Below are 25,229 nucleotides of genomic sequence, written 5' to 3' on the forward strand. Positions count from 1 at the left end.
TCGTGACGATCGCGACCCGCCCCTCATCCGCCGTGAGACGCGCGGAGTTAAATCACTGATTTGCCCGACGGCGAAAGCGGAATATTTTTCACGCGAGGGGTGGACAGACTTTCGGCTGATTTGCCCGTCGAGTTAATTTGTCGCACCGAAATCAACCACATCGTCATTGCGAGCGAAGCGAAGCAATCCATAGCGCCGCTTGTGGAGACCATGGATTGCTTCGCTCCGCTCGCAATGACGGCGTGAGCAGTCGGCCGATCTCCCGATCGATCACAAACAAATCATCGCAAGCCTTCTGGATAGCGTCACAGTGCTGCGTTAGTCCGAGGCCGCCTGACATTCCAATCCGCAGGATTGCCCGATGATCCGTTTTGCCGCTCTGTTCAGTCTCGCGTTGACCACCGCTGTGAGCCTCAGTTCACCGGCTTCCGCCGCCGACGAGGGACCGGCCTATGGGCCTGAGCTGCAGGGGTTCGAATACCCCTTCCCGGTTGAGCGCTATCGCTTCTCATCGCAGGGCCAGGACCTGGAGATGGCCTATCTCGACGTCAAACCGTCGAACCCGAACGGCCGCACCGTCGTGATGCTGCATGGAAAGAATTTCTGTGCCGCCACCTGGGAAGGCTCGATCAAGGCGCTGACGGCGGCCGGCTATCGGGTGATCGCGCCCGACCAGATCGGGTTCTGCAAATCCAGCAAGCCCGAGCGCTATCAGTTCACCTTCCACCAGCTCGCGGGCAACACCCGCGCGCTATTGGCGTCACTCGGCATCGAGCGTTCGGTGATCATGGGCCATTCGACCGGCGGCATGCTGGCGATGCGCTACGCGCTGATGTATCCGGCGGCCGTCGATCAGCTCGTGCTGGTCGATCCGATCGGGCTGGAGGACTGGGCGGCCAAGGGCGTGCCGTGGCTCAGCCTCGACGGCTGGAACGAACGCGAGAAGCGCGTGACCGCCGACACCATTCGCGCCTACGAGCGCGCGACTTATTATGCCAACACCTGGGACGCGTCATACGAACCCTGGGTGCAGATGCTGGCCGGCATGTATCGCGGTCCCGGACGCGAGGCGGTGGCATCGAGTTCGGCGCGGCTCTACGACATGATCGCGACCCAGCCGGTGTTCTACGAATTCGAGCGCATCACCGCGCCAGTGCTGCTCCTGATCGGCGACAAGGACACCACCGCAATCGGCAAAGACCTCGCACCGCCGGACATTCGCCCAACGCTCGGCAATTATCCCGTGCTCGGCAAGGAAGCGGCCAAGCGTTTCCCGCACGCACAACTGATCGAATTCCCCGATCTCGGCCACGCCCCGCAAATCCAGGCGCCCGCACGCTTCCACGACGCGGTGCTGGGATGGCTGCAGCATCCGGAGACGGGAGGGATGGTGACGAAATAGGGGCGGCCTAGCAGCGTAGTCGCAGGGTGGGTTAGCCGAACTCACACTCCACTGCTTCAACACGCAAAGCCGCAAGGCGCAACCCACCATCCTTGGTGCAGCGCCAGTGAACGGCGGATTATGCTTTCCACCTTCGCTCTTCGAGCTGCGGCGCAAAGCTAATCCGCCCTACGGCCCTGTCAGGTCATTATCTTGTTTGGAAGAACGAAGATCACGAAGCAGATAATCGCAAGCAGGATACCTACGCCCAGACTCTGAATACTGACCACGGACCAAAAGAGCATGGGGTTATCGCGCTTTGCGAGCACCACGCCAACGCCCATTCGGACTTCCATCTGTCGCAAACTGCTCAACAGCTTCCCTGCCATCCAGGCAAAGCCAATGACCACGATGATGAAAAGGGCATATGCGTACATTTGCGGCCGTTAACGCTTCCTATCAGCAAGTCGTAGGGTGGGTTAGCCGAACTCGCACTCCGCTGCTTCAACACGCGAAGCCGCAAGGCGTAACCCACCATCCTTGATGTAGCGCCAGCGAACGGCGCTTTGCCTAGGTGCCTTCCGCTCGGGTCCGGTTATCCCGATCGTCATGGCTTGATGATAGCGGAAATGAAGGACGCTTGCCGCTTCTTTCGTGATCGGGATTGAGCGTTAAAAATGGGGACGACTACCCGCGTTTTTCGCGACTTCTGCACCGGGCCAGAGCGATCGAGAATTGGGCCAAGAACGCTGCCTTATCGGTGATACGTACGCCGCGACGATCGCCTGTTGGTGGCAAAGACAGAGAGCATACCAACGCCAATCTGAAGCGTTGCATCGCACCCCGGTCACTGACGAAGAATTGCGGCTGGCGGATGGAAGGAATATGTTGGCCTTATAATGACGCAGCCGCCCATCGTAAGGCGAGGCTCGGCAGGAAAACCTTACGGCGGATGGTTTGCCTACCCGCACCGGAGGTCACGTCATGTCCATCGCTCCCACACTGCAAAAATACCTCGCCGCTGAAAACATCCAATACGAGGAGATCCAGCACGAGCCGAGCATGTCGTCCACTCGCACGGCCGAAGCATGCCATATCTCGGGCGACCGTCTTGCCAAAGGCATCGTGCTGCGACGCGACGGCGAATATATCCTCGCCGTCGTGCCGGCATCGCACCACCTCCGCCTGTCGGAACTGCGGGCGACACTCGGTGATCATGTCGATATGGCGAATGAAGCCGAAATCAATCGACTGTTCCGCGACTGCGCACTCGGCGCCGTTCCGGCCATTGGCAAGTGCTATGGGCTCGATATTATTGTCGACGATAGCATCGAGACACAGCCGGAAATCTATATGGAAGCCGGCGATCACGAGACCCTGCTTCATCTCACGCATGAGCAGTTTGCGCGCCTGACGGCGAACGCACCGCATGGGCGCTTTAGCGCGCACGACTGAGGATTGGTCGCGCGCATCAAGTGCACCTGAAATCCAGCAATGGAGGTCCGCCATGAAAGTCAAAGACGTGATGCACAAGGGCGTCGACTGGGTCAGCCCCGACACCCCCGTCACCGAACTCGCGAAATTGATGCGGGGGCATGACATCGGCTGCATTCCGATCGGAGAGGACGATCGGCTGATCGGGATGGTGACCGACCGCGATATCGTCTGCAAAGGGCTTGCGAGCAACGACTTCGATGCGCGTCGCGCGACGGCGCGCGATGTCATGACCGAAGGCATCCATTGCTGCCGCGAGGACGATGACCTCGCAAAGGCGATGCATCACATGGAGAAGCTGCAGGTCCGCAGGCTGCCGGTGATCAACAAGAGCAAGCGGATGGTCGGCATCCTCAGTCTCGGCGATGTCAGCCATTCCACGTCTGGCGACAATCTCCTGTCCGAATGCGTCAGGAGCGTCTCGGCTCATCACTGAGGCCTGGCCAGCGTGACAACCGCCAAGCCGCCGCCAAAGGCTGGAGGTGCGGCAGCGTCTTGCTTTGACCGGGGAGTGGTGCCCAGGGAGGGAATCACGGGGTCCGCGCGAGCTCCGGTCCACAATCGCGGATTGGGCGGACAAGTTGTGGACCTGTAGCCCAGGGATTTAGCTCTGATTTCTATCGCCCCCCACAGTGGCGAAGTGGCACCATATCGTTGCTTTGACACGTGCAGCGTAGTTGCGGGCCGCCCTGCTCAACGACCGTATGGTGCGCCAAGCCTCCGTGGCTTCTAACCAAGCTTTCGCTTGCTGGAACCTGACATAGACCCAAGCAAATGCGGGGATCTTCATTAATTTGTCTCGGGTGAGTCTGAATAGACGCTCTACCAGCACGAGCTTTAACAGCTCGCCCGTGATCAATGTTAAAGCGCTGCTCAGAAACTGCCCCGTCGCGGCTAGATATGCGGCGAGAGGCTTAACAGGTTCCAGAAGAATCACAGGAACTGAAAAGAGTGCAAGCGATGGGTAAGGCGGTAACGATCTGATCCAAGCCCGTAGTCGTCTCAACGGAACGTGGTCAGCGATCCAGTTTGAGATCGGCTTGGCAAGCGCCAAAAACGCCGCATCCACCAGGAAATACACGGCGGCGAAGACGTAAGTAACCGGCCTAAGGATTCTGTTCACAGTCGACCTCTGCGAATCAGACGATCTTCGCAAAGCAAAGTCGGGAACGCTAAAATAGTTTCTTACCAGCAACCGGTTATTCTACCCAGGCCAGGAGCTTTTCACGTGTCCTTTCCAATGGAGGCGCCTTCTTCTGCTCGCTCGCGTTCGGATCTTCGTCCTATTGTTTGTTCGACGGGCAGTTCCTTTACCTGCGCGATCGGTCGCCGAAACTGGACCGAGGAAAATCACTGGCCGCTCTCAGGACTCCCCTTGCCGCTCAGGCTCGGCCTAGCCGTGCTCGGCGGGTCAATGGATGACGGCCGAGACAGTCATCACGATCCGGCAACGTTTCTAGGCGGTGGCGACTACACGTAGTTCGGTGGCAGTGTATTGTGGATGTGGCATGCCGCTACTGCAGCATGACCCAGTGCGACCGATATCTGGTGCAGGTCACTGACGACGTCACCAATTCCGTACAGTCCCTGGACCGTGCTCTGCTGTTTTTGGTCCACGATCAGAAACCCTTCCGCCGTATGATCCGCGCCCACCGCAAGTGACAGGGCGGATCGGACCTCGCTGCCCATCGCAGGATAGATAACATCGAACCCGACTGAGGTGCCATCGATCAGCCGAGCCGCTAATCGACCATCGACTTTTTTAAGCTGAGCGAGTGGCGCAGTGGTGGCAATTGTTGCCTGCTTCAGCTTCATCTCCAGCCCGTCCTCACGCGCGTCATCGGTCGGAACGAGGACTACATCAGTGGTGAAAGTACGAAGGAAAAGCGCCTTGCTCGCTGCATGCGCAAGCGGGCCGATCACCCCTATCCTTTTCGCGCGCGCCTCGAACGCGTCGCATATCGGACAATAGCGCAGCAGACCTTCCTCTACCGCGCTGGCCCAATCCTTCATCGGAGGCTGCCGATCGACGATACCGGTCGCGAGAACGACTTTCGACACCAGGATATTCGCGCGACCGACCGTGGCAGTAAAGCCGCTGCCGGCTCGCGCAAGTGCCTCGACCTTGCCGTCGATCAGCCGAACACCGAGCGCGGCCACCTGCTCTCTCATGCGCGCAAGCAATTCGGCACCGGAAATTCCGTGTGCGAATCCCGGAAAATTGTGGCTTTTCGGAATCAGTGCCGCCCGAGACTCACCGGAATCGACAACCAGAACCTTTCGCTCGAATCGCGCAAGGTAGATCGCGGACACGAGACCCGCTGGCCCGGCACCGATAACCAAGACCTCAACATCTTCAGGCATCTGCGACTAACCCGTTCGCACCGATGAGGTTCTTACACGCTGGAGAATTGGTTTTCAGGAACGGCCTCAAGCCTGGGCCGTTTACCAACTGCCTGAAGCAGACAGTTGAAGAGGCCTTACCGGCGAACCCCAGCCCGTTCGAGGAGGAGCGTGCCGAGGGCTCGCATGACATCGCCGAGGGATGGCTCAAGAAACAATAGCGCCACAAACAGCCGCCAGTTGTCGCCAACTGACGCTTTCGGTCGCCGAATACACAAACATTTGCGGCGCCTGGATCCAGAGCTGCAGTTCACGAGCGCGACCACAATATCCGGTCTGCCCCGGACAGCCGATATGATGACGGATTCAAACGTTATTCGGCTCAGGGCCAATTGGCGACCACGCCCGACCCGTCAATCCACGACAAGAGCGAGCGCCGACGTCGGATTAACGCGGCACCAGTCCGGCGGCCTTCAGGGCCGCCGTGATGATCGGGCCAGGTGCAACGCGCGGCGGCGTGCCGGGCAGCGCGATGGGAAACTCCGGAACCGGGAGACCTGCGGCTTTAAAGGCCGCCGCGATGATGGTGTTGGGGTCGAGCGGCGGACGCATCTGCTGGGCTCGATCATTAGCAGTTGAGGCGCCGCCTGAACCGTGCGTGCCCTCCGCAGTTGCTGCAGCAATGAGCAGGGCGTGGTCATCAGTTGGCATCTGAATGGTGGCTGACGTCGGCGCGGCACGGGGCATTTCAACCGGAGATTCATGCAAACCCCAGAAGCGAGAGATGTGATGCGTAGAGGAAATTCCCACATCCAGGAAAAATGCACCGGCAAAGCTGCAACTCTCTTCCATCTTCGTCGCGATCGGCACACCGTGGCCCATGCCGCGGATGGAAAACGCCTCGATCAGTGGCTCACCATTTGCGTCGCTCCATACGCGCCGATTGTGGCTCTCGAGGAATTCTTGATGCGAGGGGCTGTCCGAAAGCCCATGCACGCTGGTCCATTGCCGAATAATGTCTTCACCGTTGGACGGCTTCACGATCGGATCGCGGGAGCCGTGCCATACCGAGATCTTCGGCCACGGCCCGGAATGTCTGGATGCTGCCCGCACGCGATCGCCAAGCGCCTGCGTGGCATGTCCGTGCTCGGTAAACATGGCCTCAAATGCTTGTTGAACGTTGCTGGCGCATCCATAGGGCAACCCGGCGATGATGGCGCCGCCGGCAATAACCTCTGGATAGGTCGCGAGCATAACAGAAGCCATAGCGCCACCGGCAGAGAGGCCGGTCACGAATACTTTGCCCCGATCGCCCGCAAATCTCGTCAGGGCATGCTCGATCATTTCCCTGATCGAAAGCGCCTCGCCATGACCGCGCGCGATGTCGCCCGGCAAGAACCACGAGAAACAATTCTTCGGATTGTTGGTGGGCTGCTGCTGCGGATAGACGACCGCGAAGCCGAGCCTATCGGCGAGCGCTGACCAGCCGGTACCGTGATCATACTCGGCGGAGGTTTGGGTGCAGCCATGTAGCGCGATGACCACAGGCCTATTGGGCGGAAGGTCCTCAGGCGCGTAGGCAAACATACGGAGATTGCCGGGATTTGCTCCAAACCCGGTCAGTTCTCGCAGCCGTGTCGGGCGGCGGGCGGGCGCCCCGCGAATGGACGCCGCGTTCTTTCGGGCCGCCGCAAGAAGACCTTCGAATTTACTGCGAAACTCCTCGCGCATCGGTGCACACCTATACCAATCACAGGGAGATTTATTGTGTGCACCGCAACATCGCAGGCGTCGGAAGCAGAGTCAAGACCGCGGCCGCCAGCTCGCCATCCCGAGCAGACTACGAAAGCCTCAGATCGCCGCTTGCGACACGCGGTCGAAGAAATACAGCCGCTCGGGATTCAGCGCGAGGCGAAGCCGGTCGTGGACTTTCGCTTTGACGATCGGCTCCGAGGCAGAACCACGAACAACCCTCCTCGCTGTTGGTGCGACTAGCCGCTTACGAAGCTTCCGGTGTTGGTCGTGCGGTCCACGCTGGCGTAAGCAGGCCAGCCTTGCACGCCTTGCACGCCCATATTGATCTTGGCATTGATCTTGGCCCAACGGGTCGCGCCAGCAACGGGATGCTTCGCTATGCGCCTATCACCACCACCCGCTGTTCCAGCCCACCCCTACGCTCGGGCCAAATCCCACGCTCACGCCCCATCCTGGGCGCGCGCCCCATCCCCACCCCGGGCTCGCGCCCCATCCCCATCCTGGGCTCGCGCCCCACGCCGGGCCCGCAGACCACGCCGGTCGTGGGCTCCAGGCATAGGCGCCGCGCCATCCCGGACCCCACGCCCGCCGCGGAGCCCAAGCGTTGGCGCTGCGCCATCCCGGACGCGACACGCGGCGCGGATTCCAAGCGTGGGCGGCACGCCATCGCGGACCCGAGTGCCGGGCGCTGTGGCGCGGGCCGCTGGTCCAGCGCGCCTGCTGGATCCTTGAAGTTTGCAAGACGATCTCGTTCGCCTTTGTGATCCGATTTGGCATTGCGGAAGCCGCCGTCGAGGTGAGAGCGACACCACCAAGCGCGGCGAAGACAACAGCAGCAATTTTCAGTCTCATGGATGATCTCCTTCCTTGAGACTACCGAAACGTGTTGCTCGTTCGGTTGTTGCTAAAAGCGCGAGCAGAAGTTTCGATTTGAGCTGCGAAGTTCCCTCCGGCAGCCGCCTAGCGCCTCGAAACGGTGTCCCAGCTCTCGCCGAATGTCGGTTGAGGGTCCAGATGCTGACGTTAAGTGCCGCCGGATCCTTGCCTTCGATCTGCATCTGAAAAGCGGGCGGTGGCGGCTCCAGCGGCCGGGTTCAAGAGCTGTCGATCGGCCCGCTGCAGCGCAACAGGGCGATGAAGCTTCAGACGCAACCTTTCGATGAAAGACTTGGATTTCGCAGACTTGGATTTTCGCAGAGTGGATCGATGCGTTTCCTTCTAGTGCGATAAGAGTACGGGAATTTCGATCCTCGCGTTGAAGATATCTCGCGTTGCGCTGCCGAGCATCAGCTCGCGCTCGAATCCATGTGCGAACGCGCCCATCACCAGCAGATCCGCGTCTGCTTGCTGCGCATAGGCCAGAAGGGTCGCGCCGACGTTCAGAGTCTCACGACGGATCGTGCTGAATTTGGCATCAACCTGCCACCGCGCCAGATAGCGGCAGAGTGCGTGTCCGGAATGAGGTGTCGGAAACAGCTTGTCGTCCATGACCGATACGACGAGCACCTCACGCGCCTGAGCGAGAAGGGGCAAGGCGTCGTGCACTGCACGAACTGCCGAGCGTGTTCCGTCCCATGCAACGACAATCCGGTCTTTTGCGAGCACAGGGGTGTTTGGTGGCACGAAGACAATTGGCCGACCGCTCGCAAACAGGGCGGCCTCGACCAGTTCTTTGCGAGGCGCATCAAGTGGTCCGCGCACATCGATCACCAGGACGTCGTGCACCTGGGTGCAATGGATCATTCGTTCGCGAAGCGAGACGGACTGGTTTTCGGCCTGCAGAATGTCACACGATACGTTTGCAGCCGTCGCAGCGGACTGAACGAGCTCCGCGGTTCGTGCCACCCGTTCACTTGACGTTGCTGGCCTGGCGGCAGGACTCCCGACCTGCCGAATGTCCGGTTCAGGCGGCAAGTCGCGGAGATCGGTCTCCACATCAGCAATCAATGCAGATAGATGCGCCCCATACATGCGAGCCAGGGCGATCGCATAATGCGCGCCGCGCGAGAGGTCATCTCTGCGCGACGGAGACAGGAAAACGAGTATGTCCTTCATGTTCCACCACCATACAGCTCAAGAGATCCGCATTCATTGGCGCACGTGATCAATTGTCCTCAGGCTGCCGGCTCCCAATTGTCCACCTGCAATGCGACGGGATCGTGTTGAGTGTCCCTTCCCGCCGGCCGGTTCCGCAACCTCTTCTCGTGAAGCGGGATGATGATCGCCGGTGGCGACGTTGACGCAAATGTCGCAGGCCGTGCAGCGCTCGGCGTCGATGACCTCGATCATTCGGCGGCCTCCGCATAGGCAAGATCGGCACGCGGACGCACCGAGCTCCAGACCTCGTCGAGACCGCCGGCCGTGATGTAATGGCGCTCACGCTCGTCCCGAGCCGGAAAATCGTCGCGCCGGTGCATGCCGCGGCTTTCCGCGCTGCGATACATCCAGCGCGCCGTCGCCAGCATCGCTGCGCTTTCCCGCGCACGGAGCACGTCTTCCTGCGCCGCGGCACCCGCTTGCGATACATTGATCCAGAGCGCATCGAGCCGCTCCAGCGAGGCACTGAGACGCTCGGCCTCACGGAAATAGTTCAGCTCATAGGGAAAGAGCTCGTCTTGAACCGCTCTTGCGAGCTCCGCGGGCTTGTACGCCCTTCCGTTGCGCGTCCGAAGCGCCACTGTTCCCACCGATGACAGTTCACGTCGCGGCGCGAGCGAGGCTGCTTTCAAGGCGCGAGGAGAGATCAAGCGGAGGCGCTGAAAGATATTCTTTGCGGTCTTGCACGCGCAAAGAAATCAGAAAACTCCCGGACAGCGGACAATTGGAAAACCGCTCTATTTCTGTCCGGCCAAATTCGTGGGACATTTTTCGACGCGTGGAAGGCTTGCACTCATCAGAGGCACGCCGCTGCCCGCGAAAGGCTGCTTCCAGCGGGAGCATAATTCCGCGAGGTTCGACGAGAGGAGCAACCGATGGCCAAAGCGGATATCCATCTCGTCGATGAAACCGACGAGATCGAGCGCCAGTTTCGCTCCGTCATGCGCCGCCTCGCCGGCGGAGTCAGCATCATCACCGCCGGACGCGACGACGACATCACCGGAATGACGGTCACCTCGCTGACCTCGCTCAGCGCCGCCCCGCCGCGATTGCTCGTGAGCATCAACAGGCAGGCATCTTCCTTCGCCTTGATCGAGCGCCACCGGTTGTTTGGCGTCAACATCCTGGGTTCGGACCAGCAGGTGCTGGCCGCCCGCTTCAGCAATCGCCGGCTGAAGGGCAGCCAGCGCTTCGACGGCACGACATGGTTCACCGGCTCCTCCGGCGTGCCGCTGCTGGGCAAAGCGCTGGCGACCGTCGAGTGCCAGGCCGAGGAGATCATCGAGCGTTATTCGCACGGGATTATCGTCGGCCGCCTGCTCAGCATGGAGCTGTCGCATCGGCTGTCCGGCCTGATCTACTGGAACCGTCAATACATCCAGATCGACCACGACACGGACCTGGACCGTCTTGCGGAGGTAAGTATCCCCTTGGCGCACGTCCGCTGAGGGCAACGGGGGTCGAGACAGCATGAAGCGCGAAACTCCACCGCAATCGCAATTCGCTGCAGCGGGCGACAGTGCGCCGTCGACCGCGCGCTGGCAACTCGACCGGATCGTCGCCGAATTGCGCGTCTCGCGCGAGGAGACCCACAGCATCCGCCGCGACGGCGAAGCGCGACGAGCGCCGTCTCGCGAGGCGCTGGAGGCCGTTCTCGACGGGCTGACGGAGGCGCTGTTTCCAAGGCATTATGGGCGGTTCGATCTCGACGGCGAGAACATCGACTATTTCGTCGGCAACACGCTGAGCGTTGCCCTGGATTCGCTGTGCGAGCAGATCCATCGCGGCGCGCTGTTCGTCGGTGACGAGTTGTTGCCGGGTTTTCGCCGAGAGGATGCGATCGAGCTGACGCGCAGCCTGGCTTCCCAACTGCCTTCGGTGCGCGGCGTGTTGATCAACGACCTGCGAGCGGCGTTCGTCGGCGACCCGGCCGCGCGCAACTTTCCGGAAATCCTGATCGGCTATCCCGGCATGACCGCGATCATCCACCACCGCCTCGCCCATATCCTGCATCGCCAGGGCGCGCGGCTCGTCGCGCGGCTGATAGCCGAGATCGCCCACGCCCGGACCGGCATCGATATCCATCCGGGTGCCAGCATCGGCTCGGGCTTCTTCATCGATCACGGCACCGGAGTCGTGATCGGAGAGACCGCCGTGATCGGCGACAATGTGCGCATCTACCAGGCCGTCACGCTCGGCGCGCGGCATTTCCCGACTGACGACGAAGGCAACCTGATCAAGGGCGATGCGCGGCATCCGATCGTGGAGGATGACGTCGTCATTTACGCGGGCGCGACCATCCTCGGCCGAATCACCATCGGCCGCGGCTCCACCATCGGCGGCAATGTCTGGCTGACGCGCGACGTGCCTGCAAACAGCGTGGTGACGCAGGCCACGGCCCGGAACAAAATCGGTACAGGTGTCGACCCGAGCTAGCTAGGCTGCCGAAGCCGTTAGATATGTGAGGGGTACTGTCGTCCGTACTTCGACAGAGCCACAGAATTACTTTCTACTTTGAGGGATAAATTTAGAAGATTCCAGCTGATAAAGCCCGAATAACGCAATGGACCAAACGTTCTCGAAAAGAGACGTTGCGGCCACATTTCCCCTGATCTCTCGGAAGGATGACGATGCGCCTCGTGACAAGCATGTTTGCTGCCCTTGTGGCGGTCGGGATCGCGTTGGGCCAGCCGGTGTCGGCGCGGGCGCAGCAGCCGTTGCGCCTCGGCTTCATCCCGGTGATGGGCGCGGCACAGGTCTTCGTCGCGGACGGCGAAGGCTGGATCAAGCAGGCGGGACTGACGCTGACCACGAGCACGTTCGAGTCGGGCCCGAACATGATCCAGGCACTGCAGTCCGGCACCCTCGACGTCTACGTCGCTGGACTTGCGCCGCTCTTGGTCGCCCGTGCGAAGGGCATCGACGTGCGCATCGTCGCCGCGACAGTGGTCGAGGAAATGGGATTTGCGACCAGCGCCGCGTTCTCTCCGCAGATCGAAGGCAAGGATCCGGCGGCTGCGTTCAAGGCGTTTCGTGAAAAGAACGGCCGCCCGGTCAAGCTCGCGACCCAGCCGATCGGCTCGGGCCCGAACACCGCCTTGCAGCACTGGCTGTGGGAAGTCGTGAAGGCCGACAAGGCAGATGTCCAGATCGTCGAGATGGGCATCGACGCGACCCAGCGCGCGATCGCGACCGGGGCGGTCGAGGGTGGCTCAGTGCGAGAGCCCGCGCTTTCCATCATCCGCAAGCAGAATCCGGCGATCAAGCTGATCGCGACCGGCAAGGACATGTTTCCGAATTTCCCGGGCGTCGTGGTCGCGGTCATGGGCTCCTTTGCGGACAAGAATCCCAAAGCAGTCGACGGCCTCGTGCGTTCGATCATCCGCGCCACCGCACTGCTGAAAGAGCACCCGGAGCAGGCCGTGAAGCATGTCGGCGCCGCTTTCGGCAATGGCCTTGTGCCCGATGACATCCTGTTGGAGTCGCTGAAGTCGCCGCAGACCCAGTTCACCTCCGATCCGCGACGCATCGAGGAATCGACTCGGCAGCTGCAGGAGTATCAGGTGAAGATCGGCGCGCTCCAGAAGGCGGAACCCCTCGAAGGCTTGTTCGCCTTCGATGTCTATAACCGCGCCACGGCCAACTAGCGACGCCTGCAATTCACGGAACGGACGCGGCCGGTGACACGCACACGATCGTTGACGCTGGGCGCGTTGGGCTTTGTCGCCTTCCTCGCATTGTGGGAGGCAATGCCCGCCTTCCAAATCGTGCCGGCATCGGTGCTGCCGCCGCCGAGCGCGTTGCCGCGGGCTTTCTGGCGCGAGCTCTCGAGCGGCATCTGGTTCGCGGCGTTGACGACGAGCCTGCGCAATTATCTCGCGGGGCTTGCGATCGGCAGCCTGCTCGGTATCGCGCTCGGCGTTGCGACCGGCATGTCGGCAACGCTGGAATCGTTCCTCGCCTGGATCGTGCGCATCTTGCGGCCGATCCCGGGACTCGCATGGGTGCCGTTCGCGATCCTGTGGTTTGGCATCGATCCGGCCGCCGCCATCTTCATCATCTCAACCGGCGTGTTCTGGATCTGCTATTTCGCGGCCCTTGGCTCGGTCCACTCGGTGGAGCGCGACCTGATCGAGCTGGCCGATGCGTTCGGATTCCGTCGCGCGGATCAGAAGCTGGTCAAGGTGATCCTGCCTGCCGCCGCGCCCGGGATCCTGGTCGGCCTGCGGACCGCGCTCGGGCAGGCCTGGATGGCCGTCGTCGCCTCCGAGATCTTCGGCGTGCCCGGTCTCGGCCAACGCATGATGCAGGCCTCCAACCTGCTCGCGAGCGACGTCGTGGTGATCTACATGGCCACGATGGCCGCGCTGTACGGGCTGATCGACACCTCTTTCGTCGCGCTGCAATCACGGGTGCTGCGATGGAAGCGATAATTTCGCTGCGCAGCGTCGGCCTGTCATTCGTACGCGATGGCGAGCGGACGGAAGTGCTGCGCGACCTCGACCTCGACGTCGCGCCTGGCCGTTTTATCGCCGTGCTCGGTCCCTCCGGCGTGGGCAAGTCGACGCTCTTGCGCGTGATCGCCGGGCTGCTCCAGCCGAATGCCGGAGAGGTCCGCGTCAATGCGCGCGCGGAAGGATACAGGCTCCCGGTCGCGCTGGTGTTCCAGGACGCGCGCATGCTGCCTTGGCGTACCGTGCTATCCAATGTCGGTTTCGGCCTCGAGCACGGCAAAGTCGGCACGCACGAGCGCCACAAGATGGCGCGCGCCGCGCTCGCGCTGGTCGGCTTGTCCGGTTTCGAGAAGCGCTATCCGCACGAGATGTCCGGCGGACAGCGTCAGCGGGTGGCGCTGGCGCGCGCGCTCGCCGTCGATCCCGACATCCTGCTGATGGACGAGCCCTTCGCCGCCGTCGATGCCCTCACCCGGGAAGCGCTGCAGGACGAATTGGCGCGCATCCATGCCGCCACCGACAAGACCGTCATCTTCGTGACCCATTCGATCACGGAAGCGGTCTATCTCGCCGATGAGGTGATCGCGATCACGGGCAAGCCGGGGCGCCTCGCCGCCTCCATTCCCATCGACGGTGCCCGGCCTCGTCGCCGCGACGATCCGGCGAACCGGGAGTTGATTGCGCGGCTGCGCGCGATCCTTGGGGACGAGGATCCGGCCTGAGCCACCGCGCGTCAGGCCGTCACCGTCGCCTTCCACCGCATGAAGCGCCGCTCGAGCGCTTCGAGGATCGCATTGAACGTCAGGCCGATCACGGTGATGCCCAAAATCCCGAAATACATCTGCGGGATCAGGAAGCTGTATTGGCTGTAGATGATGAGATAGCCGAGGCCGGCCTTCGCACCGACCATTTCGGAAGCGACCAGCACCAGCATCGCAGCCGCGCTCGCCAGGCGGATACCGACGAAGATCGTGGGAAGAGCTGCCGGCAGAATCACCTTGCGGAACAACTGCTGCGGTGTCGCGCCCATGGTGCGCGCAGACTTGATCAGGAGCGGATCGACCTGTTTCACCGCCGCAATGGTGTTGAGGAGCAGCGGCCAGGCGCAGCTATAGATCACCATCGTGACCTTCGAGACCTCACCGATCCCGAGCAGCAGGATGAACACCGGTAATAGCGCGAGCGGCGCCGTATTGCGGCAAATCTCGATGGTTTGATTGAGCAGATCGCCAAGCCGGGCATACCAGCCGACGGCGAGGCCCAGCGGAACAACAAGTACGACGGAAATCAAGAAGCCGCTCAATGCACGCAACAGGCTGGCGGTCACGTCATCGTAAAGCTCCCCGCTCTGCGCAAGCTGCCAGCCGGCCGCGATGACTTCCGAAAACGGTGGCAGGAATGCGCGATCGATCAGCCCGAACCGGGGCGCCGCCTCCCATGCCGCAAGCAGAACCAGCAGCAGCAGCGACCTGCGGCCGAACGCGACCAGCCAACGCAGGAAACGATGCAGCGCACGCGCCATCGCCGACGGTTCCTCTTCTATCTTGCCAAGCGACGCCGGCCGTCCGTGCGCGAGTTCGAGCAGCGTCAGCATCTCAAGGCTAGACATGCGCAACATCCTCCACAGAACGATCGGCGCGCGACGCGACATGAGCACCGGCAAGCTGTCCTTGCTGGGCCTTCAACACTTCCTCGCGCAGCAAGCTCCAGACCTCGTGCCGGACCCGCCCGAATTCGGGCAGCGATCGCACGTCATCCATCTCGCTTCGCAACAGTTCGGGAATGTCGACGACATGCTTGATGCGGCCGGGCCGCGACGTCATCACCGCGACACGCTGGCCGAGCACAACCGCCTCATCGATCCCATGCGTGATGAAGACGATGGTCTTGCCGGTGGTCCGCCAGATGCGCAGGAGTTCGCCCTGCAGCGTCTCGCGCGTCTGCGCGTCGAGTGCTGCGAACGGCTCATCCATCAGCAACACTTCCGGATCGTAGGCAAGGCTGCGCGCGATCGCCACGCGCTGCTTCATGCCGCCGGACAGTTCGTGCGGGTACCGGTCGGCAAAACCCGCGAGCCCGACCAGATCGAGATAGTGCAGCGCGATCGAGCGGCGCTCCCTCGCTTTCAACCCTGCAATGTCGAGCCCGAACTCGACATTCTGCGCCGCCGTCCGCCAGGGAAACAGCGCGTATTGCTGGAAGACGATGCCGCGGTCGCGCGCCGGGCCCGAGATCGGTCGTCCATCGAGCAGGATCTGGCCGCTGGTCGGTGCGGTCAGCCCACCCAGGAGATCGAGCAAGGTCGACTTCCCGCAGCCGCTCGGGCCGACCAGCGCCAGGAATTCGCCCGGATAGACGTCGAGCGTGACATCCTCCAGCGCGACGAACCGCCGCGCCGGTCCACCGCTTTCGCCGCGGACGAGGAACTCCTTGCGAACCTGTTCGAAGCGGATCTTTGCGGTGCTCATCTGGCTTCCGCTGCCTTGCCCGAACGATAGTAGTTGAACTGGTTGATGTAGGTGTCGGAGGCCTTGATCTGGTCGGGCTTCAGCAGACCATCCTTCACCAGCCAATCGATCCACACCTGCAATTGCTGGTCGGTGATCAGCCCGCCCTTTGATGCGACGCCGGTGCTCTTCCAGTATTTGATCGACGAGGCGTCTTCGTTTCGCTTGCGCTCCGCAACGATCTTGTTGAAGCGAGCCCGCACTTCCTCCGGCGGGGTTTCGCGTGCCCATTCGATGGCGCGAGAGATGCCCTCGACCAGTTTGCGCGCTGTATTCGGATTCTCCTTGATGAACTTGTCGCGCAGCACATAAGCGCCACCGGTGAAGTTGCCGAACAGGTCGGTGTCGGCGAACAGTTTTCGCAGGCCGCCGCGTTCCAGCGCCTTGTCGCGCAGCACGCCGTTGAGCGCGGCCACCTCGACCTGGTCCTGCCGCAGCGCCTGCTCGCCGGTGACCGGTGGGACCGCCACCAGCGTCACCTGCTTCGCCTCGCTCGCGCTCAGCCCGTTCCGCGCCAGATATTCGCGGAGCACGAATTCAAGGTGGGCGCCGAGCGTATTGACTGCGACCTTCTTTCCGATCAGGTCGCGCGCCCCCTTGATCGGACTGTCCTCCTTCACATAGTAGCCGTAATAGGTATCGGCGTCGGAGCCGTAATAGCCCACCACCGCCTTGATCGGCGCTCTCGCCGCAGTCAGCTTGATGATCGCCCCATAGAAGGCGCCGCCGATGTCGATGTCACCGGTGACGACGGTCTGAATGTCCTGCGGCCCGCTGATGGTGTTGCCGACCCATTTGAGCTTGAGCGGCGCGAGGTAACCGAGATCCTCGGCCAGTTCGGGGAACGTCACCTGGCCAGCCCAGCCCTGATAGCGGATCTCGGTCTTTTCCAATGGCTCGGCCAACGCCTGGCCGAGGAAGCCAAGCATCAGCGCGAATGCCCACAGAATATACCGGATTTTCGTTGCAGCACTGCTCCCGGACCAGAAGCCAGCCGATCGATGCGTCATGCTCATCTGCCGAACTCCCCGCTACGCGGCCTTGGCTGCCTGCGGCTTGGTCGCCTTGATGCGTGTCACGCTGTGGCGACCGTCGATGCTGACCGGCACCTCGCCATCGACCGTGGCGCGGCGGACGACGCGATGCTGGTCGCCGTAGTCATTGACGGCATAATGCTGCGTCGCGCGATTGTCCCAGATCGCGACGTCGCCTGCCTTCCAGCTCCAGCGCACGGTGTTTTCCGGCGCGGTGATATGCGACTGGAACAGGTCGAAGAGTTTCTGGCCGTCATATTTCGGCAAGCCGACGAACCGCTGCACGAAGTTGCCGAGCACCAGCGTCCGCTCGCCGGTTTCAGGATGGACGCGAACCACCGGATGTTCGGTCTCGTAGACCGTACCCGTGAACACTTCGTCGAAGTGTTTCCTGTCAGCGTCGGTGGCGCGCGACTTCACCGCATAATCATAGGCGTTGCTGTGGACCGCCCAGAGTTCGTCGGCGAGCCGCCGGAGCGGCGGCGGCAAATCGAGATAGGCCGCCGCGGTGTTCGACCAGATCGTGTCGCCGCCATAGGGCGGGATCACCACGCCACGGAGTACCGAGATCTTCGGATAGGCGTCGACAAAGGTGACGTCAGTGTGCCATTGGTCGGCGCGGCCTCCGCCCCTTCCCGAGTCCAGTTCGAGGATCGACGACGTGCCCTTGGCCGGGCCGATGGTTGGATGCGGCACCAGTCTGCCAAGCCGCACCGCAAAGCGTTCCTGCTCGGCATCGTCGAGATGATCTTGATTGCGGAAGAAGATCACCTTGTGCTCAAGCAGCACCTTGTTGATCGCGGCGATCGTCTCGTCAGGCAGATCGCCCGCCAGATTGATGTTCCTGATCTCCGCACCGAGGCGGGCCGCACGCTCGACGATATCAGCGCGCGGGATGACGTTATCGATGCCATCAGTTTGAGCCATGGTTGTGTCCCCTATTCGGCCGCAACAATCTGCGGCGATCGCCAGAGTGCTGATGCGTAGAGATCGGCGGCATGTTTCGACCTCGCGATTGGGCGTAAATCGTAAGAGCGATCGACCGTCAGTCAATGAAATGAAACCAGCTTTGTTTTCGACGACAGACAATGATCGCGTTTCCGTCGATGCGGGTGCTGGAATATTTGCGATGACGATCGTCTTGCGGGCACCGACTGCATGCATGGCCAGTCGAAATCGAAGCTCTTTAAGCCGAAAACTCTCGTACTGACGTCGCACAGGATGCCCGATGCGTCGTCATTCCTATCGCAGCATGCGGTCTCGTCTCCTATCGACGAATAACCCAAAATGTTCATGCTGGCTTCCGACGCAACTATGTAAATTCATTTCATCGACATTCTCGCGATCGCAGACGTAGACTCTTTCGCACTGCAGCTTGAGTGCGAGCAGGAAACGCAGTGACGACGGATGCCCGGAAATGTCGCAGCCCGACGGCGTCATCAGCCTTCAAACATGCGCGGGTCCTAAGACATGAGCGATCGACGGCAGCTAACCCTCAATCTCTTCATCTATCCCGGCGGCCATCACGAGGCCGCGTGGCGCTACAAGGGCTCCGCGACGGACCGGATCCTCGATATCACCTACTACCAGGAGCTGGCGCAGCGCGCCGAGGCGCACAAATTCGATGCGATCTTCTTCGCCGACGGTCCCGCGCTTGGCGACAATGTCCGCTATGCGCAGCGCTTCCGACTGGAGCCGATCACCTGGCTCGCCGCGATTCGCATGACCGCCTGATCTTTCCGGATCATGCCCCGCGTCTTCCGCGGGCATTTTCGTGCACGCCAAGCATCACAACCTCTCCGAGACCGCAATGAATACGCCTCGTTTCCTTCTACTTTCGGCCTTTCTCATCATCGGCGCGCTGGCAGGCGTCCCGTCCCGTGCCGAACCCGCCAAGGCTGAGCTCAAGCTCGGCTTCGTGCCCGGCCCCTATATCGACGAGTTCAAGGCCGGCGTTCAGCCGGAACTCGAGAAGAAGGGCTACCGCATCAAATATTTCGAATTCTCGACCGGGCTCGAGGCCAACAACGCCGTGTTCAAGAGCGAGATCGATGCCAACGTCATGCAGCACACGATCTTCCTGAATTCCTACAATGAGCGCCAGAACACCGACCTTGTCGGCATTGTCCACGTGCCGACGCCGCCGATGGGTCTCTATTCGAAGAAGCATGCGCTCGGCACGCCCATCAAGCCCGGCTCCACCGTGGCCGTCCCCAATGATCCCGTCAACCTGCAGCGCGCGCTGTGGATCCTGCGCGACCTCGGCCTCGTGGAAATCCGCGACAGCAAGCCGGTCGACGTCACCGAGCTCGACGTCATCAAGAATCCGGGCGGCATCAAGATCGTGCCGCTGGAGGCCGCGCAGGCGCCGCGCGCGCTTGACGACGTCGACTTCGCCGCCATCCAGGGCAATTTCGCGATCTATAGCGGGTTGAAGCTGACGAACGCCTTCGCGCTGGAAAAGATGACGACCCCTTATATCAACGTCGTTGCGGTGAAGCGCAGCAACGCGGAGAGCGCATGGGCACAGGACATCGTCGCCGGCTATAAGTCGGAAACCTTCAAGGCCGCGATCCGAAGCGACCGCTTCTATGACGGATTCACGCTGCCGGATTATTTGAAATGACCGGCTCGCCGCGAGCGAACCGCCGCGTAGCGCGCCGTCCGGCCAAACGGCGCGGCGGCCGGATCTCAGCTCAGTTCGTACGGGTCACCGGAAGCCGCAGTCCAGCCTGCTCCATCAGCGGCAGCACGCGGCGACCGAAGAACTCGAGATCAGGCTTGAAATCGAAGAAGCTGAGCTGAAGCCCGTCGATGCCGGCCTTCTCGAGCTGGATGAACTGATCGACCACCTGCTCCGGCGTGCCGATCACCTCGATATTGCCACCGATCGCACGCCGTTTTGGCGCGTCACGACCTATCCTTCCCTTCCAGGCGTGCGCATCGCTGGCGAAATTCTGGAAGCCAGCGACGGGGTCGATGTGATCGACGATGGCGTCATGGTACTGCCACGTCTCCCGCTCGGTCTCGCGGCAGATCACCATCGGATTGAGCAGCGTCCGCACCTCGCGTCCGACCTCGATCGCGGCCCGCTTGACACGTTGCGCATGCGCTGGAAGCGCCTCGATCGCGCTCTCAAAGGACGAGCCGGCGGGGCTCGTGATGAACACGATGTCGGAATAACGGCCGGCAAACGCGATGCCGGCGTCCGATCCAGTGGCATTGACGAGGATGGGCCGTCCGAACCGCGGCTTCGGCGTCACGAACGCTTTGTTCAGCCGCCACGGCGATTTGCCCGAGAAGGAAAAATTCTCGTCATCGCTCCACAGCCGCTGCAGCACCTCGATGAACTCCGCCGCCAGTTCGTAACGGCGATCATGCTCGATCTGGTTCCATCCGAAGGCCTCGTGCTCGATCGCGCGATGCCCGGTCACGACGTTGATGCCCCAGCGTCCGCCCGAGATGTGATCCAGCGTTGCGCCGTATTTGGCGAGATGCAGCGGATGGATCGGACCGTAAAGCACATGGATGGTCGAGATCAGCATGATCTTTGACGTGAGTGCCGCCAGCGACGCTGTCGTCATGAACGAATCGAGCGCCTCGCCGGTGAATACCCCGCCATAACCGCCTTTCGGCAACCATTGCGACAGCGCAAAGACCAGATCGAAGCCAAAAGCTTCGGCAGTGAGCGTCAGATCCCGGTTGTAGTCGAACGTCCACGTCGTCGTTCGCGGCAAGGTCGAGGCACTCCAGCCGCCCGCCTGGATCGGCAAGAACAAGCCGAGCAGCAAAGGCTGGCTCAGCGACTTCGATAGCGGACTGTCCGGAAATTGCGTCGGACTCGGAAAGATCGGCGATCCAACAATCTCGCCCGGCTCGTGGACTATCGTCATGCTAACCCCTAGAAGGCCGGAATCTGGCCTGGCAATGTGTCCTTGATGAGCTGCCGGATCGTATCGTTCTGATAGGCGCGCACCAGCTTCGACACCCAAGGGGCATCCTTGTCCCGCTCGCGCACGGCGATGAAATTGTTATAGGGATTGCTGACGGCGGATTCGGCGGCGATGGAATCCTTGCCCGGAAGCAGCCCGGCCGGGACCGCGTAGTTGGTGTTGATCACGGCGGCGTCGAGGTCATCGAGACTGCGTGGAAGCTGCGCCGCATCGATCTCGCGAAGCTGCAGCTTCTTGGGGTTGTCAGTCACGTCGAGCACAGTCGGCGATATCCCGACACCGTCCTTGAGCTTGATCAGCTTCTCGGCCTGCAGCAGCAGGAGCGCACGCCCTCCATTGGAGGGATCGTTCGGGATGCCGATCGACGCGCCGTCCTTGATCTCGCCGATGGACTTCACCTTCCTGGAATAGAGGCCGATGGGGGCGACGATCGTCTCGCCGACCGGCGTGATCTTGTAGCCTCTCGTCTTGATCTGGTTCTCGAGGAAGGGCCTGTGCTGGAACGCGTTTGCATCCAGATCGCCTGCGTCGAGCGCGGCGTTTGGCAAGAGATAGTCGTTGAACACCACCACAGTGAGGTCGAGTCCGTCCTTGGCGGCGATCTCCCTGACCTTCGCCCAGACGATATCGCCGTCGCCGGCCGCAATGCCGACCTTGATCTTCTGCTCCGCCCAGGCGGGCGTGGCGAGGAGCGCGACCCCAACGACAACAGAGAGCAACCAGCGTTTCATCTATAGATCTCCATCCAGGCAGTGTGAGCGCAAGAATCTAGGATTTGGACTTATGTCCGGCGCGAGCGAGAGCATCTTTCAGCTTGTCGTATTCCTCGCATCCGCCGGGGTGACACAATAGCCGCAGCAGCTCGAGGTTCTTCTCTGCGCGCGCGACATCGCCGATATCGATGAACAGCTCGCCCTGGTATTCCAGCGCCGGCCGGTGGGTCGGATCGTAGAAGATGGCCTCCTTGTACCACCGCGCCGCCTCGTCGTAGCGCCTGAGCTTGCGCAGCGAGAAGCCGAGCAGATTGTACACGTCGGCATGATGGATGGTTTCTGCAAGCGTCAGCAGCTTGGCGGCCGCTTTCTCGTATTCGCCGGAATAGATCTCGACCCGCACCGCCGACAAATCAGGAAGATCGCTTGACGGGGCGGTGTCCATGGCTATGGCCGCCCCGCTCGCGGCGAGCCCGATCGCAACGATCACGTTGCGAAGCAAGCTGAGACCGTGGAGCCGTGCCGTCGTCTGCGACCTCAGCATGATTGGACCTCGCAGGACAAGCACGTCGGCCATCAGGCCGCCTGCGGCTTGCCGCCATATTCGCCCATGGCGGACAGGATTCGTCGCTTGTAGCTGGCGAACTCAAGGTCCGCACGGTCGCGGTCGCGTGGAAGGTCGATCTTGATGTCGTCGACGATCCGGCCGGGACCGCCGGCCATTACCACGACCCTGTCGCTGAGGTAGATCGCTTCATCCACGTCATGCGTCACCAGAATCATGGTGATCTGTTCGACGCGCCAGATGCGCTGCAATTCGGCCTGGAGATGGACCCGGGTCAGAGCGTCCAGCGCGCCGAGCGGTTCGTCGAGTAGCAGGATCTCCGGGCGGTTCACCAGGCCACGGGCGATCGCCGCACGCTGCGCCATGCCGCCGGACAGCTGATGCGGATAGGCCTTCTCGAAACCTTTCAAGCCGACAAGGGCGATATGCTCGGCGATCGTGGCAGCCTTGTCCGCGGCACTCCTGCCCGAATTCTCCAGGCTCAGACCGATATTGTCCTCGAGCGTCAGCCACGGCAGCAAACGGTGATCCTGGAACACGATGCCCCGCGAGAGCGCGGCACCGGTGACCTGCCGGCCGTCGATAAGGATATCGCCGCGATAGTCGCGGTCGAGACCGATGATCAGCCGCAGCAGCGTCGACTTTCCGCATCCGCTCGGCCCGACCAGCGAAACGAACGCGCCCGGCTTCACATCGAGATTCACATGGGACAGGACGTGCACCGGCGGGCGGCCGGCGACAGCATAGGTCTTGGATACGTTCCTCACCTCGAGCTGGCCGGATGCGGCCATGGCATACTCCTGTTGATGTGATGCGGCCGCCGTCGCGTGCTTCAACCTTCGTAGCCCTGCTTCCAGCGGAGCACGCGGCGCTGCAACAGATACATGCTGCGGTCGATTGCGAAGCCGACGAGACCGATGATGACCATGCACACGACAAGCTGGTCGGTGAGCAGCAAGCCCTGCGCGCGGAAGATCAGGAAGCCCAGCCCCTCCAGTCCGCTCAATCCTTCCGCAACGACCACCAGCGCCCAGGCAAGGCCAGCCGAATAGCGCAGCGCAACCATAATCGACGGCGTTGCAGCGGGCAGAATCACCTTGCGCACCAGCTGCCTGCGGGTGAGCGTGAGGACCTCCGCCAGCTCGATGTAACTCCTGTCAACGCTGCGAATGCCTTGCAACGTGTTGAGGAACACCGGGAAGAACACCGACTTGGCGATGACGAGCACTTTCGCCGGTGCGCCGATGCCGAGCCAGAGGACGATCAAGGGCAGCCAGGCAATGCCGGGAATGTGCCGGATCGTATCGAAGGTCGGGCCGAAGAACTGCTCGACCTTGCGCGACAATCCCGCCGCGATCCCCAGCGCGACGCCGGCGAGCGAACCGTAGATGAACGCCTGCCCGACGATCTTGACGCTGGCGAGAAAATCCAGCGCCAGGTTCTGCTTGGTCAGCATCTTCCAGAACGCCGTGACGACGGTGATCGGCTCCGGCAGGAACACCGGGTCGATCCAACCGCGAGTGGACGCCGTTTGCCATAGGGTCAGGATGATTGCGGGCAGCACAATGCCGATCAGCGCAGGTCCCTTGTACGCGCGCCCTTGCCGCGCCGCGACTGCCGAGCAGCCGGTTCGGATTCCGGAGCCGTCGATCGCCTCTACGCTATCGGTCATGCTGACAACATTTCACAGATCATTACGACGCCCCGGCACTCGCCGCGTGCCGAGGCGTACGCATCGGTTACGTCCGCGCGTCAGTTGTAGATCGAGTGGGTGCCGCCTGCGAAGAAGCGCCCATCGACGAAAGCATCGATCTGCGCGTCGGTCAGCTTGCGCTCGGAGAGGATGTCGTCGCCGTTGGCAATGTACCAGGCCTGGAACTTCTTGATCGCATCGCGCGCACGGTCGGCATTCGGCTCGCCCGCCATGAACTCCCATTCGCCGGCGTGGGTGATCTGGAACTTCGCGACCTCGATCGGAACGCGCGTCTCCTTGGCGACGATCTCGGCCGCTTCGTCGACGTGATCGGTGGCCCACTCGCGCGTACGCTCGCGCGCGGCAAGGAACGCCTTCACAAGGTCTGGATATTTGTCCACGAAGTCGCGGCGAGCGAAATAGGTCACGCGGCCCGCATTGTTCACATAGATGCCGTCGTCCGGCGACCGGCCGACCACCTTGAGCTTACCCGACAGCCATGCGCCGGTGGCGGCGGCGCCCGCCGCAAGATGGAAGGTCGTGGCGTCGGCGGCGCCCGAGAGCACCGCGCTGATCGCAACGGCGGTGTTGTCGATCGAGGTGTAGCGTATCCGGCCCTGCTTCTCGCGCGAGTCGAACGGCAGCCCCGCCTTCTGCGTGATCTCGAACGGCGACGACCAATAGCAGCTTATGCGGCTCGAGCCGAACTTCTTTCCGTCAAGGTCGGCGACGGACTTGATGTTGTCGTTGTCGGCGCGGGCGAGAATGGGCGCGCGATAACGATTGGACGCCTCCGAAACCCAGATGATCTCGCCATCGAGACCGTTCGCACGGTGGACCGTGGCCGGATAGATCATGCGCTGCGCGATCGCGATCGCTCCACCCTTGACCGCGGCGGATTCTGCACCGATCAATTCAGCGGCGCCAGAGGCGATGAGGTTGATCTTCCTGGTGCCGATCTTGTCGAACTCCTCCTTGAAGAAGCCTTTCTCGCGCGCGATCACCGTCCAGGGCGTGAGCTGCAGATTGATTTCCGGCAGCGGCTCGGCGGCGCGTACTGGAGCGATGTGTGCGACGGCGAGGAGCGCGCCCGCCACTGCTAGATAACCGAATGGGCGCCTGCTGCTTGCCGCGCGCGTGGTTCGCATGTGAATTCCCCGTTCAGTGATGACAAATGAACGTTTTCACGATACTTCATCATCGCGATAAGTCTATATGTTCTATAGACAATTTTATTCTG

26 protein-coding genes and 1 pseudogene are annotated in these 25,229 nt (G+C 61.9%); 11 read left to right on the forward strand and 16 right to left on the reverse strand.

The genetic code is table 11. The features are described 5' to 3' along the window. The first annotated feature begins 361 nt into the window (after positions 1-361). Positions 362-1,402: an alpha/beta fold hydrolase gene (locus AC5ZG5_RS34870; RefSeq protein WP_456643569.1), complete on the forward strand. Its 1,041-nt coding sequence runs from the start codon at positions 362-364 to the stop codon at positions 1,400-1,402. 179 nt (positions 1,403-1,581) lie between these two features. On the opposite strand, the gene AC5ZG5_RS34875 is transcribed toward AC5ZG5_RS34870, so the two are convergent. Then, entirely contained in the window at positions 1,582-1,818 is a 237-nt protein-coding gene (locus AC5ZG5_RS34875) for a hypothetical protein (RefSeq protein ID WP_456643570.1), read from the reverse strand. 547 nt (positions 1,819-2,365) lie between these two features. Here AC5ZG5_RS34875 and AC5ZG5_RS34880 point away from each other — a divergent pair. Next, the gene (locus AC5ZG5_RS34880) at positions 2,366-2,836 is read left to right on the forward strand and encodes an aminoacyl-tRNA deacylase (protein WP_028165041.1); all 471 of its coding nucleotides are present in this window, start codon (positions 2,366-2,368) and stop codon (positions 2,834-2,836) included. 52 nt (positions 2,837-2,888) lie between these two features. Further along, on the forward strand, positions 2,889-3,311 hold the full coding sequence (locus AC5ZG5_RS34885) for a CBS domain-containing protein (RefSeq protein WP_130230890.1): 423 nt from the start codon (positions 2,889-2,891) through the stop codon (positions 3,309-3,311). Positions 3,312-4,345: 1,034 nt separating this feature from the next. Here AC5ZG5_RS34885 and AC5ZG5_RS34890 read toward each other — a convergent pair. Together AC5ZG5_RS34890 and AC5ZG5_RS34895 are read right to left on the reverse strand one after the other, a co-directional pair. Next, a complete protein-coding gene (locus tag AC5ZG5_RS34890; RefSeq protein ID WP_130230886.1) occupies positions 4,346-5,239 on the reverse strand; it encodes an NAD(P)/FAD-dependent oxidoreductase in 894 nt (297 codons plus the stop codon). Positions 5,240-5,665: 426 nt separating this feature from the next. Continuing rightward, positions 5,666-6,949: an extracellular catalytic domain type 1 short-chain-length polyhydroxyalkanoate depolymerase gene (locus tag AC5ZG5_RS34895; RefSeq protein ID WP_456643571.1), complete on the reverse strand. Its 1,284-nt coding sequence runs from the start codon at positions 6,947-6,949 to the stop codon at positions 5,666-5,668. Positions 6,950-7,577: 628 nt separating this feature from the next. Here AC5ZG5_RS34895 and AC5ZG5_RS34900 point away from each other — a divergent pair. Next, positions 7,578-7,844, forward strand: a complete 267-nt coding sequence (locus AC5ZG5_RS34900; RefSeq protein ID WP_456643572.1) for a hypothetical protein — start codon at positions 7,578-7,580, stop codon at positions 7,842-7,844. A gap of 347 nt (positions 7,845-8,191) precedes the next feature. Here the strand turns inward: AC5ZG5_RS34900 and AC5ZG5_RS34905 are convergent, their stop codons facing one another. Genes AC5ZG5_RS34905 through AC5ZG5_RS34915 form a run of 3 tightly spaced genes read right to left on the reverse strand, consistent with a single transcriptional unit; the run spans position 8,192 to position 9,651 of the window. Further along, the gene (locus AC5ZG5_RS34905; RefSeq protein ID WP_456643573.1) at positions 8,192-9,028 is read right to left on the reverse strand and encodes a universal stress protein; all 837 of its coding nucleotides are present in this window, start codon (positions 9,026-9,028) and stop codon (positions 8,192-8,194) included. A gap of 33 nt (positions 9,029-9,061) precedes the next feature. After that, positions 9,062-9,262: a hypothetical protein gene (locus tag AC5ZG5_RS34910; RefSeq protein ID WP_456643574.1), complete on the reverse strand. Its 201-nt coding sequence runs from the start codon at positions 9,260-9,262 to the stop codon at positions 9,062-9,064. Beyond that, positions 9,259-9,651 (reverse strand): hypothetical protein, encoded by a 393-nt coding sequence (locus AC5ZG5_RS34915; RefSeq protein WP_456643575.1) that lies wholly within the window; start codon positions 9,649-9,651, stop codon positions 9,259-9,261. Before AC5ZG5_RS34915 ends, AC5ZG5_RS34910 begins: the two co-directional genes overlap by 4 nt. Positions 9,652-9,945: 294 nt before the next feature. Between AC5ZG5_RS34915 and AC5ZG5_RS34920 the strand changes: the two genes are divergently transcribed. The 5 genes from AC5ZG5_RS34920 to AC5ZG5_RS34940 all read left to right on the forward strand — a co-directional run bounded on the left by AC5ZG5_RS34920 (position 9,946) and on the right by AC5ZG5_RS34940 (position 14,246). Further along, a complete protein-coding gene (locus AC5ZG5_RS34920; protein ID WP_028168773.1) occupies positions 9,946-10,518 on the forward strand; it encodes a flavin reductase family protein in 573 nt (190 codons plus the stop codon). Positions 10,519-10,540: 22 nt separating this feature from the next. Next, positions 10,541-11,506 (forward strand): serine O-acetyltransferase EpsC, encoded by a 966-nt coding sequence (gene epsC / locus AC5ZG5_RS34925; RefSeq protein ID WP_456643576.1) that lies wholly within the window; start codon positions 10,541-10,543, stop codon positions 11,504-11,506. A 212-nt stretch (positions 11,507-11,718) separates the two neighbouring features. Continuing rightward, positions 11,719-12,717: an ABC transporter substrate-binding protein gene (locus tag AC5ZG5_RS34930; protein ID WP_456643577.1), complete on the forward strand. Its 999-nt coding sequence runs from the start codon at positions 11,719-11,721 to the stop codon at positions 12,715-12,717. Positions 12,718-12,750: 33 nt separating this feature from the next. Next, positions 12,751-13,503 carry an ABC transporter permease gene (locus AC5ZG5_RS34935; protein WP_028168776.1) on the forward strand — a complete coding sequence of 251 codons (753 nt, stop codon included), beginning with the start codon at positions 12,751-12,753 and terminating at the stop codon, positions 13,501-13,503. Further along, on the forward strand, positions 13,491-14,246 hold the full coding sequence (locus AC5ZG5_RS34940; RefSeq protein ID WP_456643578.1) for an ABC transporter ATP-binding protein: 756 nt from the start codon (positions 13,491-13,493) through the stop codon (positions 14,244-14,246). The genes AC5ZG5_RS34935 and AC5ZG5_RS34940 overlap by 13 nt, the downstream gene beginning before the upstream one ends. An 11-nt stretch (positions 14,247-14,257) precedes the next feature. On the opposite strand, the gene AC5ZG5_RS34945 is transcribed toward AC5ZG5_RS34940, so the two are convergent. From AC5ZG5_RS34945 to AC5ZG5_RS34960, 4 genes are read right to left on the reverse strand one after another with little or no spacing between them, the layout of a single operon-like run. Then, on the reverse strand, positions 14,258-15,133 hold the full coding sequence (locus AC5ZG5_RS34945) for an ABC transporter permease (RefSeq protein WP_456643579.1): 876 nt from the start codon (positions 15,131-15,133) through the stop codon (positions 14,258-14,260). After that, complete coding sequence (locus AC5ZG5_RS34950) at positions 15,126-15,992, reverse strand: ABC transporter ATP-binding protein (RefSeq protein ID WP_456643580.1); 867 nt, start codon at positions 15,990-15,992, stop codon at positions 15,126-15,128. Before AC5ZG5_RS34950 ends, AC5ZG5_RS34945 begins: the two co-directional genes overlap by 8 nt. Beyond that, on the reverse strand, positions 15,989-17,047 hold the full coding sequence (locus AC5ZG5_RS34955; protein WP_456643581.1) for an ABC transporter substrate-binding protein: 1,059 nt from the start codon (positions 17,045-17,047) through the stop codon (positions 15,989-15,991). Before AC5ZG5_RS34955 ends, AC5ZG5_RS34950 begins: the two co-directional genes overlap by 4 nt. Positions 17,048-17,062: 15 nt before the next feature. Continuing rightward, entirely contained in the window at positions 17,063-17,992 is a 930-nt protein-coding gene (locus AC5ZG5_RS34960) for a TauD/TfdA dioxygenase family protein (RefSeq protein WP_456643582.1), read from the reverse strand. 543 nt (positions 17,993-18,535) lie between these two features. On the opposite strand from AC5ZG5_RS34960, the pseudogene AC5ZG5_RS34965 reads away from it, so the two are divergent. Further along, a pseudogene (locus AC5ZG5_RS34965) lies at positions 18,536-18,784 on the forward strand (LLM class flavin-dependent oxidoreductase); the annotation flags it as partial. Positions 18,785-18,875: 91 nt separating this feature from the next. Then, on the forward strand, positions 18,876-19,691 hold the full coding sequence (locus AC5ZG5_RS34970; protein ID WP_456643583.1) for a MetQ/NlpA family ABC transporter substrate-binding protein: 816 nt from the start codon (positions 18,876-18,878) through the stop codon (positions 19,689-19,691). A 70-nt stretch (positions 19,692-19,761) separates the two neighbouring features. Here the strand turns inward: AC5ZG5_RS34970 and AC5ZG5_RS34975 are convergent, their stop codons facing one another. From AC5ZG5_RS34975 to AC5ZG5_RS35000, 6 genes are all read right to left on the reverse strand, one after another. Next, complete coding sequence (locus tag AC5ZG5_RS34975; protein ID WP_456643584.1) at positions 19,762-20,958, reverse strand: LLM class flavin-dependent oxidoreductase; 1,197 nt, start codon at positions 20,956-20,958, stop codon at positions 19,762-19,764. 8 nt (positions 20,959-20,966) lie between these two features. After that, positions 20,967-21,749: a MetQ/NlpA family ABC transporter substrate-binding protein gene (locus AC5ZG5_RS34980; protein ID WP_456643585.1), complete on the reverse strand. Its 783-nt coding sequence runs from the start codon at positions 21,747-21,749 to the stop codon at positions 20,967-20,969. Between the two features lie 37 nt (positions 21,750-21,786). After that, the gene (locus tag AC5ZG5_RS34985; RefSeq protein ID WP_456643586.1) at positions 21,787-22,275 is read right to left on the reverse strand and encodes a tetratricopeptide repeat protein; all 489 of its coding nucleotides are present in this window, start codon (positions 22,273-22,275) and stop codon (positions 21,787-21,789) included. Between the two features lie 32 nt (positions 22,276-22,307). Further along, on the reverse strand, positions 22,308-23,087 hold the full coding sequence (locus tag AC5ZG5_RS34990; RefSeq protein ID WP_456643587.1) for an ABC transporter ATP-binding protein: 780 nt from the start codon (positions 23,085-23,087) through the stop codon (positions 22,308-22,310). A 41-nt stretch (positions 23,088-23,128) separates the two neighbouring features. Next, positions 23,129-23,968, reverse strand: a complete 840-nt coding sequence (locus AC5ZG5_RS34995) for an ABC transporter permease (protein WP_456643588.1) — start codon at positions 23,966-23,968, stop codon at positions 23,129-23,131. A gap of 80 nt (positions 23,969-24,048) precedes the next feature. After that, positions 24,049-25,137 (reverse strand): ABC transporter substrate-binding protein, encoded by a 1,089-nt coding sequence (locus AC5ZG5_RS35000; RefSeq protein WP_130228771.1) that lies wholly within the window; start codon positions 25,135-25,137, stop codon positions 24,049-24,051. Positions 25,138-25,229: the final 92 nt, after the last annotated feature.

Source organism: Bradyrhizobium sp. Ses1, assembly GCF_059512365.1.

What these genes read in the sequence shown, in the direction of transcription:
- AC5ZG5_RS34870 (WP_456643569.1), top strand. Translation starts at nt 362, where the DNA reads ATGATCCGTTTTGCCGCTCTGTTCAGTCTCGCGTTGACCACCGCTGTG.
- AC5ZG5_RS34875 (WP_456643570.1), bottom strand. Translation starts at nt 1,818, where the DNA reads ATGTACGCATATGCCCTTTTCATCATCGTGGTCATTGGCTTTGCCTGG.
- AC5ZG5_RS34880 (WP_028165041.1), top strand. Translation starts at nt 2,366, where the DNA reads ATGTCCATCGCTCCCACACTGCAAAAATACCTCGCCGCTGAAAACATC.
- AC5ZG5_RS34885 (WP_130230890.1), top strand. Translation starts at nt 2,889, where the DNA reads ATGAAAGTCAAAGACGTGATGCACAAGGGCGTCGACTGGGTCAGCCCC.
- AC5ZG5_RS34890 (WP_130230886.1), bottom strand. Translation starts at nt 5,239, where the DNA reads ATGCCTGAAGATGTTGAGGTCTTGGTTATCGGTGCCGGGCCAGCGGGT.
- AC5ZG5_RS34895 (WP_456643571.1), bottom strand. Translation starts at nt 6,949, where the DNA reads ATGCGCGAGGAGTTTCGCAGTAAATTCGAAGGTCTTCTTGCGGCGGCC.
- AC5ZG5_RS34905 (WP_456643573.1), bottom strand. Translation starts at nt 9,028, where the DNA reads ATGAAGGACATACTCGTTTTCCTGTCTCCGTCGCGCAGAGATGACCTC.
- AC5ZG5_RS34910 (WP_456643574.1), bottom strand. Translation starts at nt 9,262, where the DNA reads ATGATCGAGGTCATCGACGCCGAGCGCTGCACGGCCTGCGACATTTGC.
- AC5ZG5_RS34920 (WP_028168773.1), top strand. Translation starts at nt 9,946, where the DNA reads ATGGCCAAAGCGGATATCCATCTCGTCGATGAAACCGACGAGATCGAG.
- epsC (WP_456643576.1), top strand. Translation starts at nt 10,541, where the DNA reads ATGAAGCGCGAAACTCCACCGCAATCGCAATTCGCTGCAGCGGGCGAC.
- AC5ZG5_RS34930 (WP_456643577.1), top strand. Translation starts at nt 11,719, where the DNA reads ATGTTTGCTGCCCTTGTGGCGGTCGGGATCGCGTTGGGCCAGCCGGTG.
- AC5ZG5_RS34940 (WP_456643578.1), top strand. Translation starts at nt 13,491, where the DNA reads ATGGAAGCGATAATTTCGCTGCGCAGCGTCGGCCTGTCATTCGTACGC.
- AC5ZG5_RS34945 (WP_456643579.1), bottom strand. Translation starts at nt 15,133, where the DNA reads ATGTCTAGCCTTGAGATGCTGACGCTGCTCGAACTCGCGCACGGACGG.
- AC5ZG5_RS34950 (WP_456643580.1), bottom strand. Translation starts at nt 15,992, where the DNA reads ATGAGCACCGCAAAGATCCGCTTCGAACAGGTTCGCAAGGAGTTCCTC.
- AC5ZG5_RS34955 (WP_456643581.1), bottom strand. Translation starts at nt 17,047, where the DNA reads ATGAGCATGACGCATCGATCGGCTGGCTTCTGGTCCGGGAGCAGTGCT.
- AC5ZG5_RS34960 (WP_456643582.1), bottom strand. Translation starts at nt 17,992, where the DNA reads ATGGCTCAAACTGATGGCATCGATAACGTCATCCCGCGCGCTGATATC.
- AC5ZG5_RS34970 (WP_456643583.1), top strand. Translation starts at nt 18,876, where the DNA reads ATGAATACGCCTCGTTTCCTTCTACTTTCGGCCTTTCTCATCATCGGC.
- AC5ZG5_RS34975 (WP_456643584.1), bottom strand. Translation starts at nt 20,958, where the DNA reads ATGACGATAGTCCACGAGCCGGGCGAGATTGTTGGATCGCCGATCTTT.
- AC5ZG5_RS34980 (WP_456643585.1), bottom strand. Translation starts at nt 21,749, where the DNA reads ATGAAACGCTGGTTGCTCTCTGTTGTCGTTGGGGTCGCGCTCCTCGCC.
- AC5ZG5_RS34985 (WP_456643586.1), bottom strand. Translation starts at nt 22,275, where the DNA reads ATGCTGAGGTCGCAGACGACGGCACGGCTCCACGGTCTCAGCTTGCTT.
- AC5ZG5_RS34990 (WP_456643587.1), bottom strand. Translation starts at nt 23,087, where the DNA reads ATGGCCGCATCCGGCCAGCTCGAGGTGAGGAACGTATCCAAGACCTAT.
- AC5ZG5_RS34995 (WP_456643588.1), bottom strand. Translation starts at nt 23,968, where the DNA reads ATGACCGATAGCGTAGAGGCGATCGACGGCTCCGGAATCCGAACCGGC.
- AC5ZG5_RS35000 (WP_130228771.1), bottom strand. Translation starts at nt 25,137, where the DNA reads ATGCGAACCACGCGCGCGGCAAGCAGCAGGCGCCCATTCGGTTATCTA.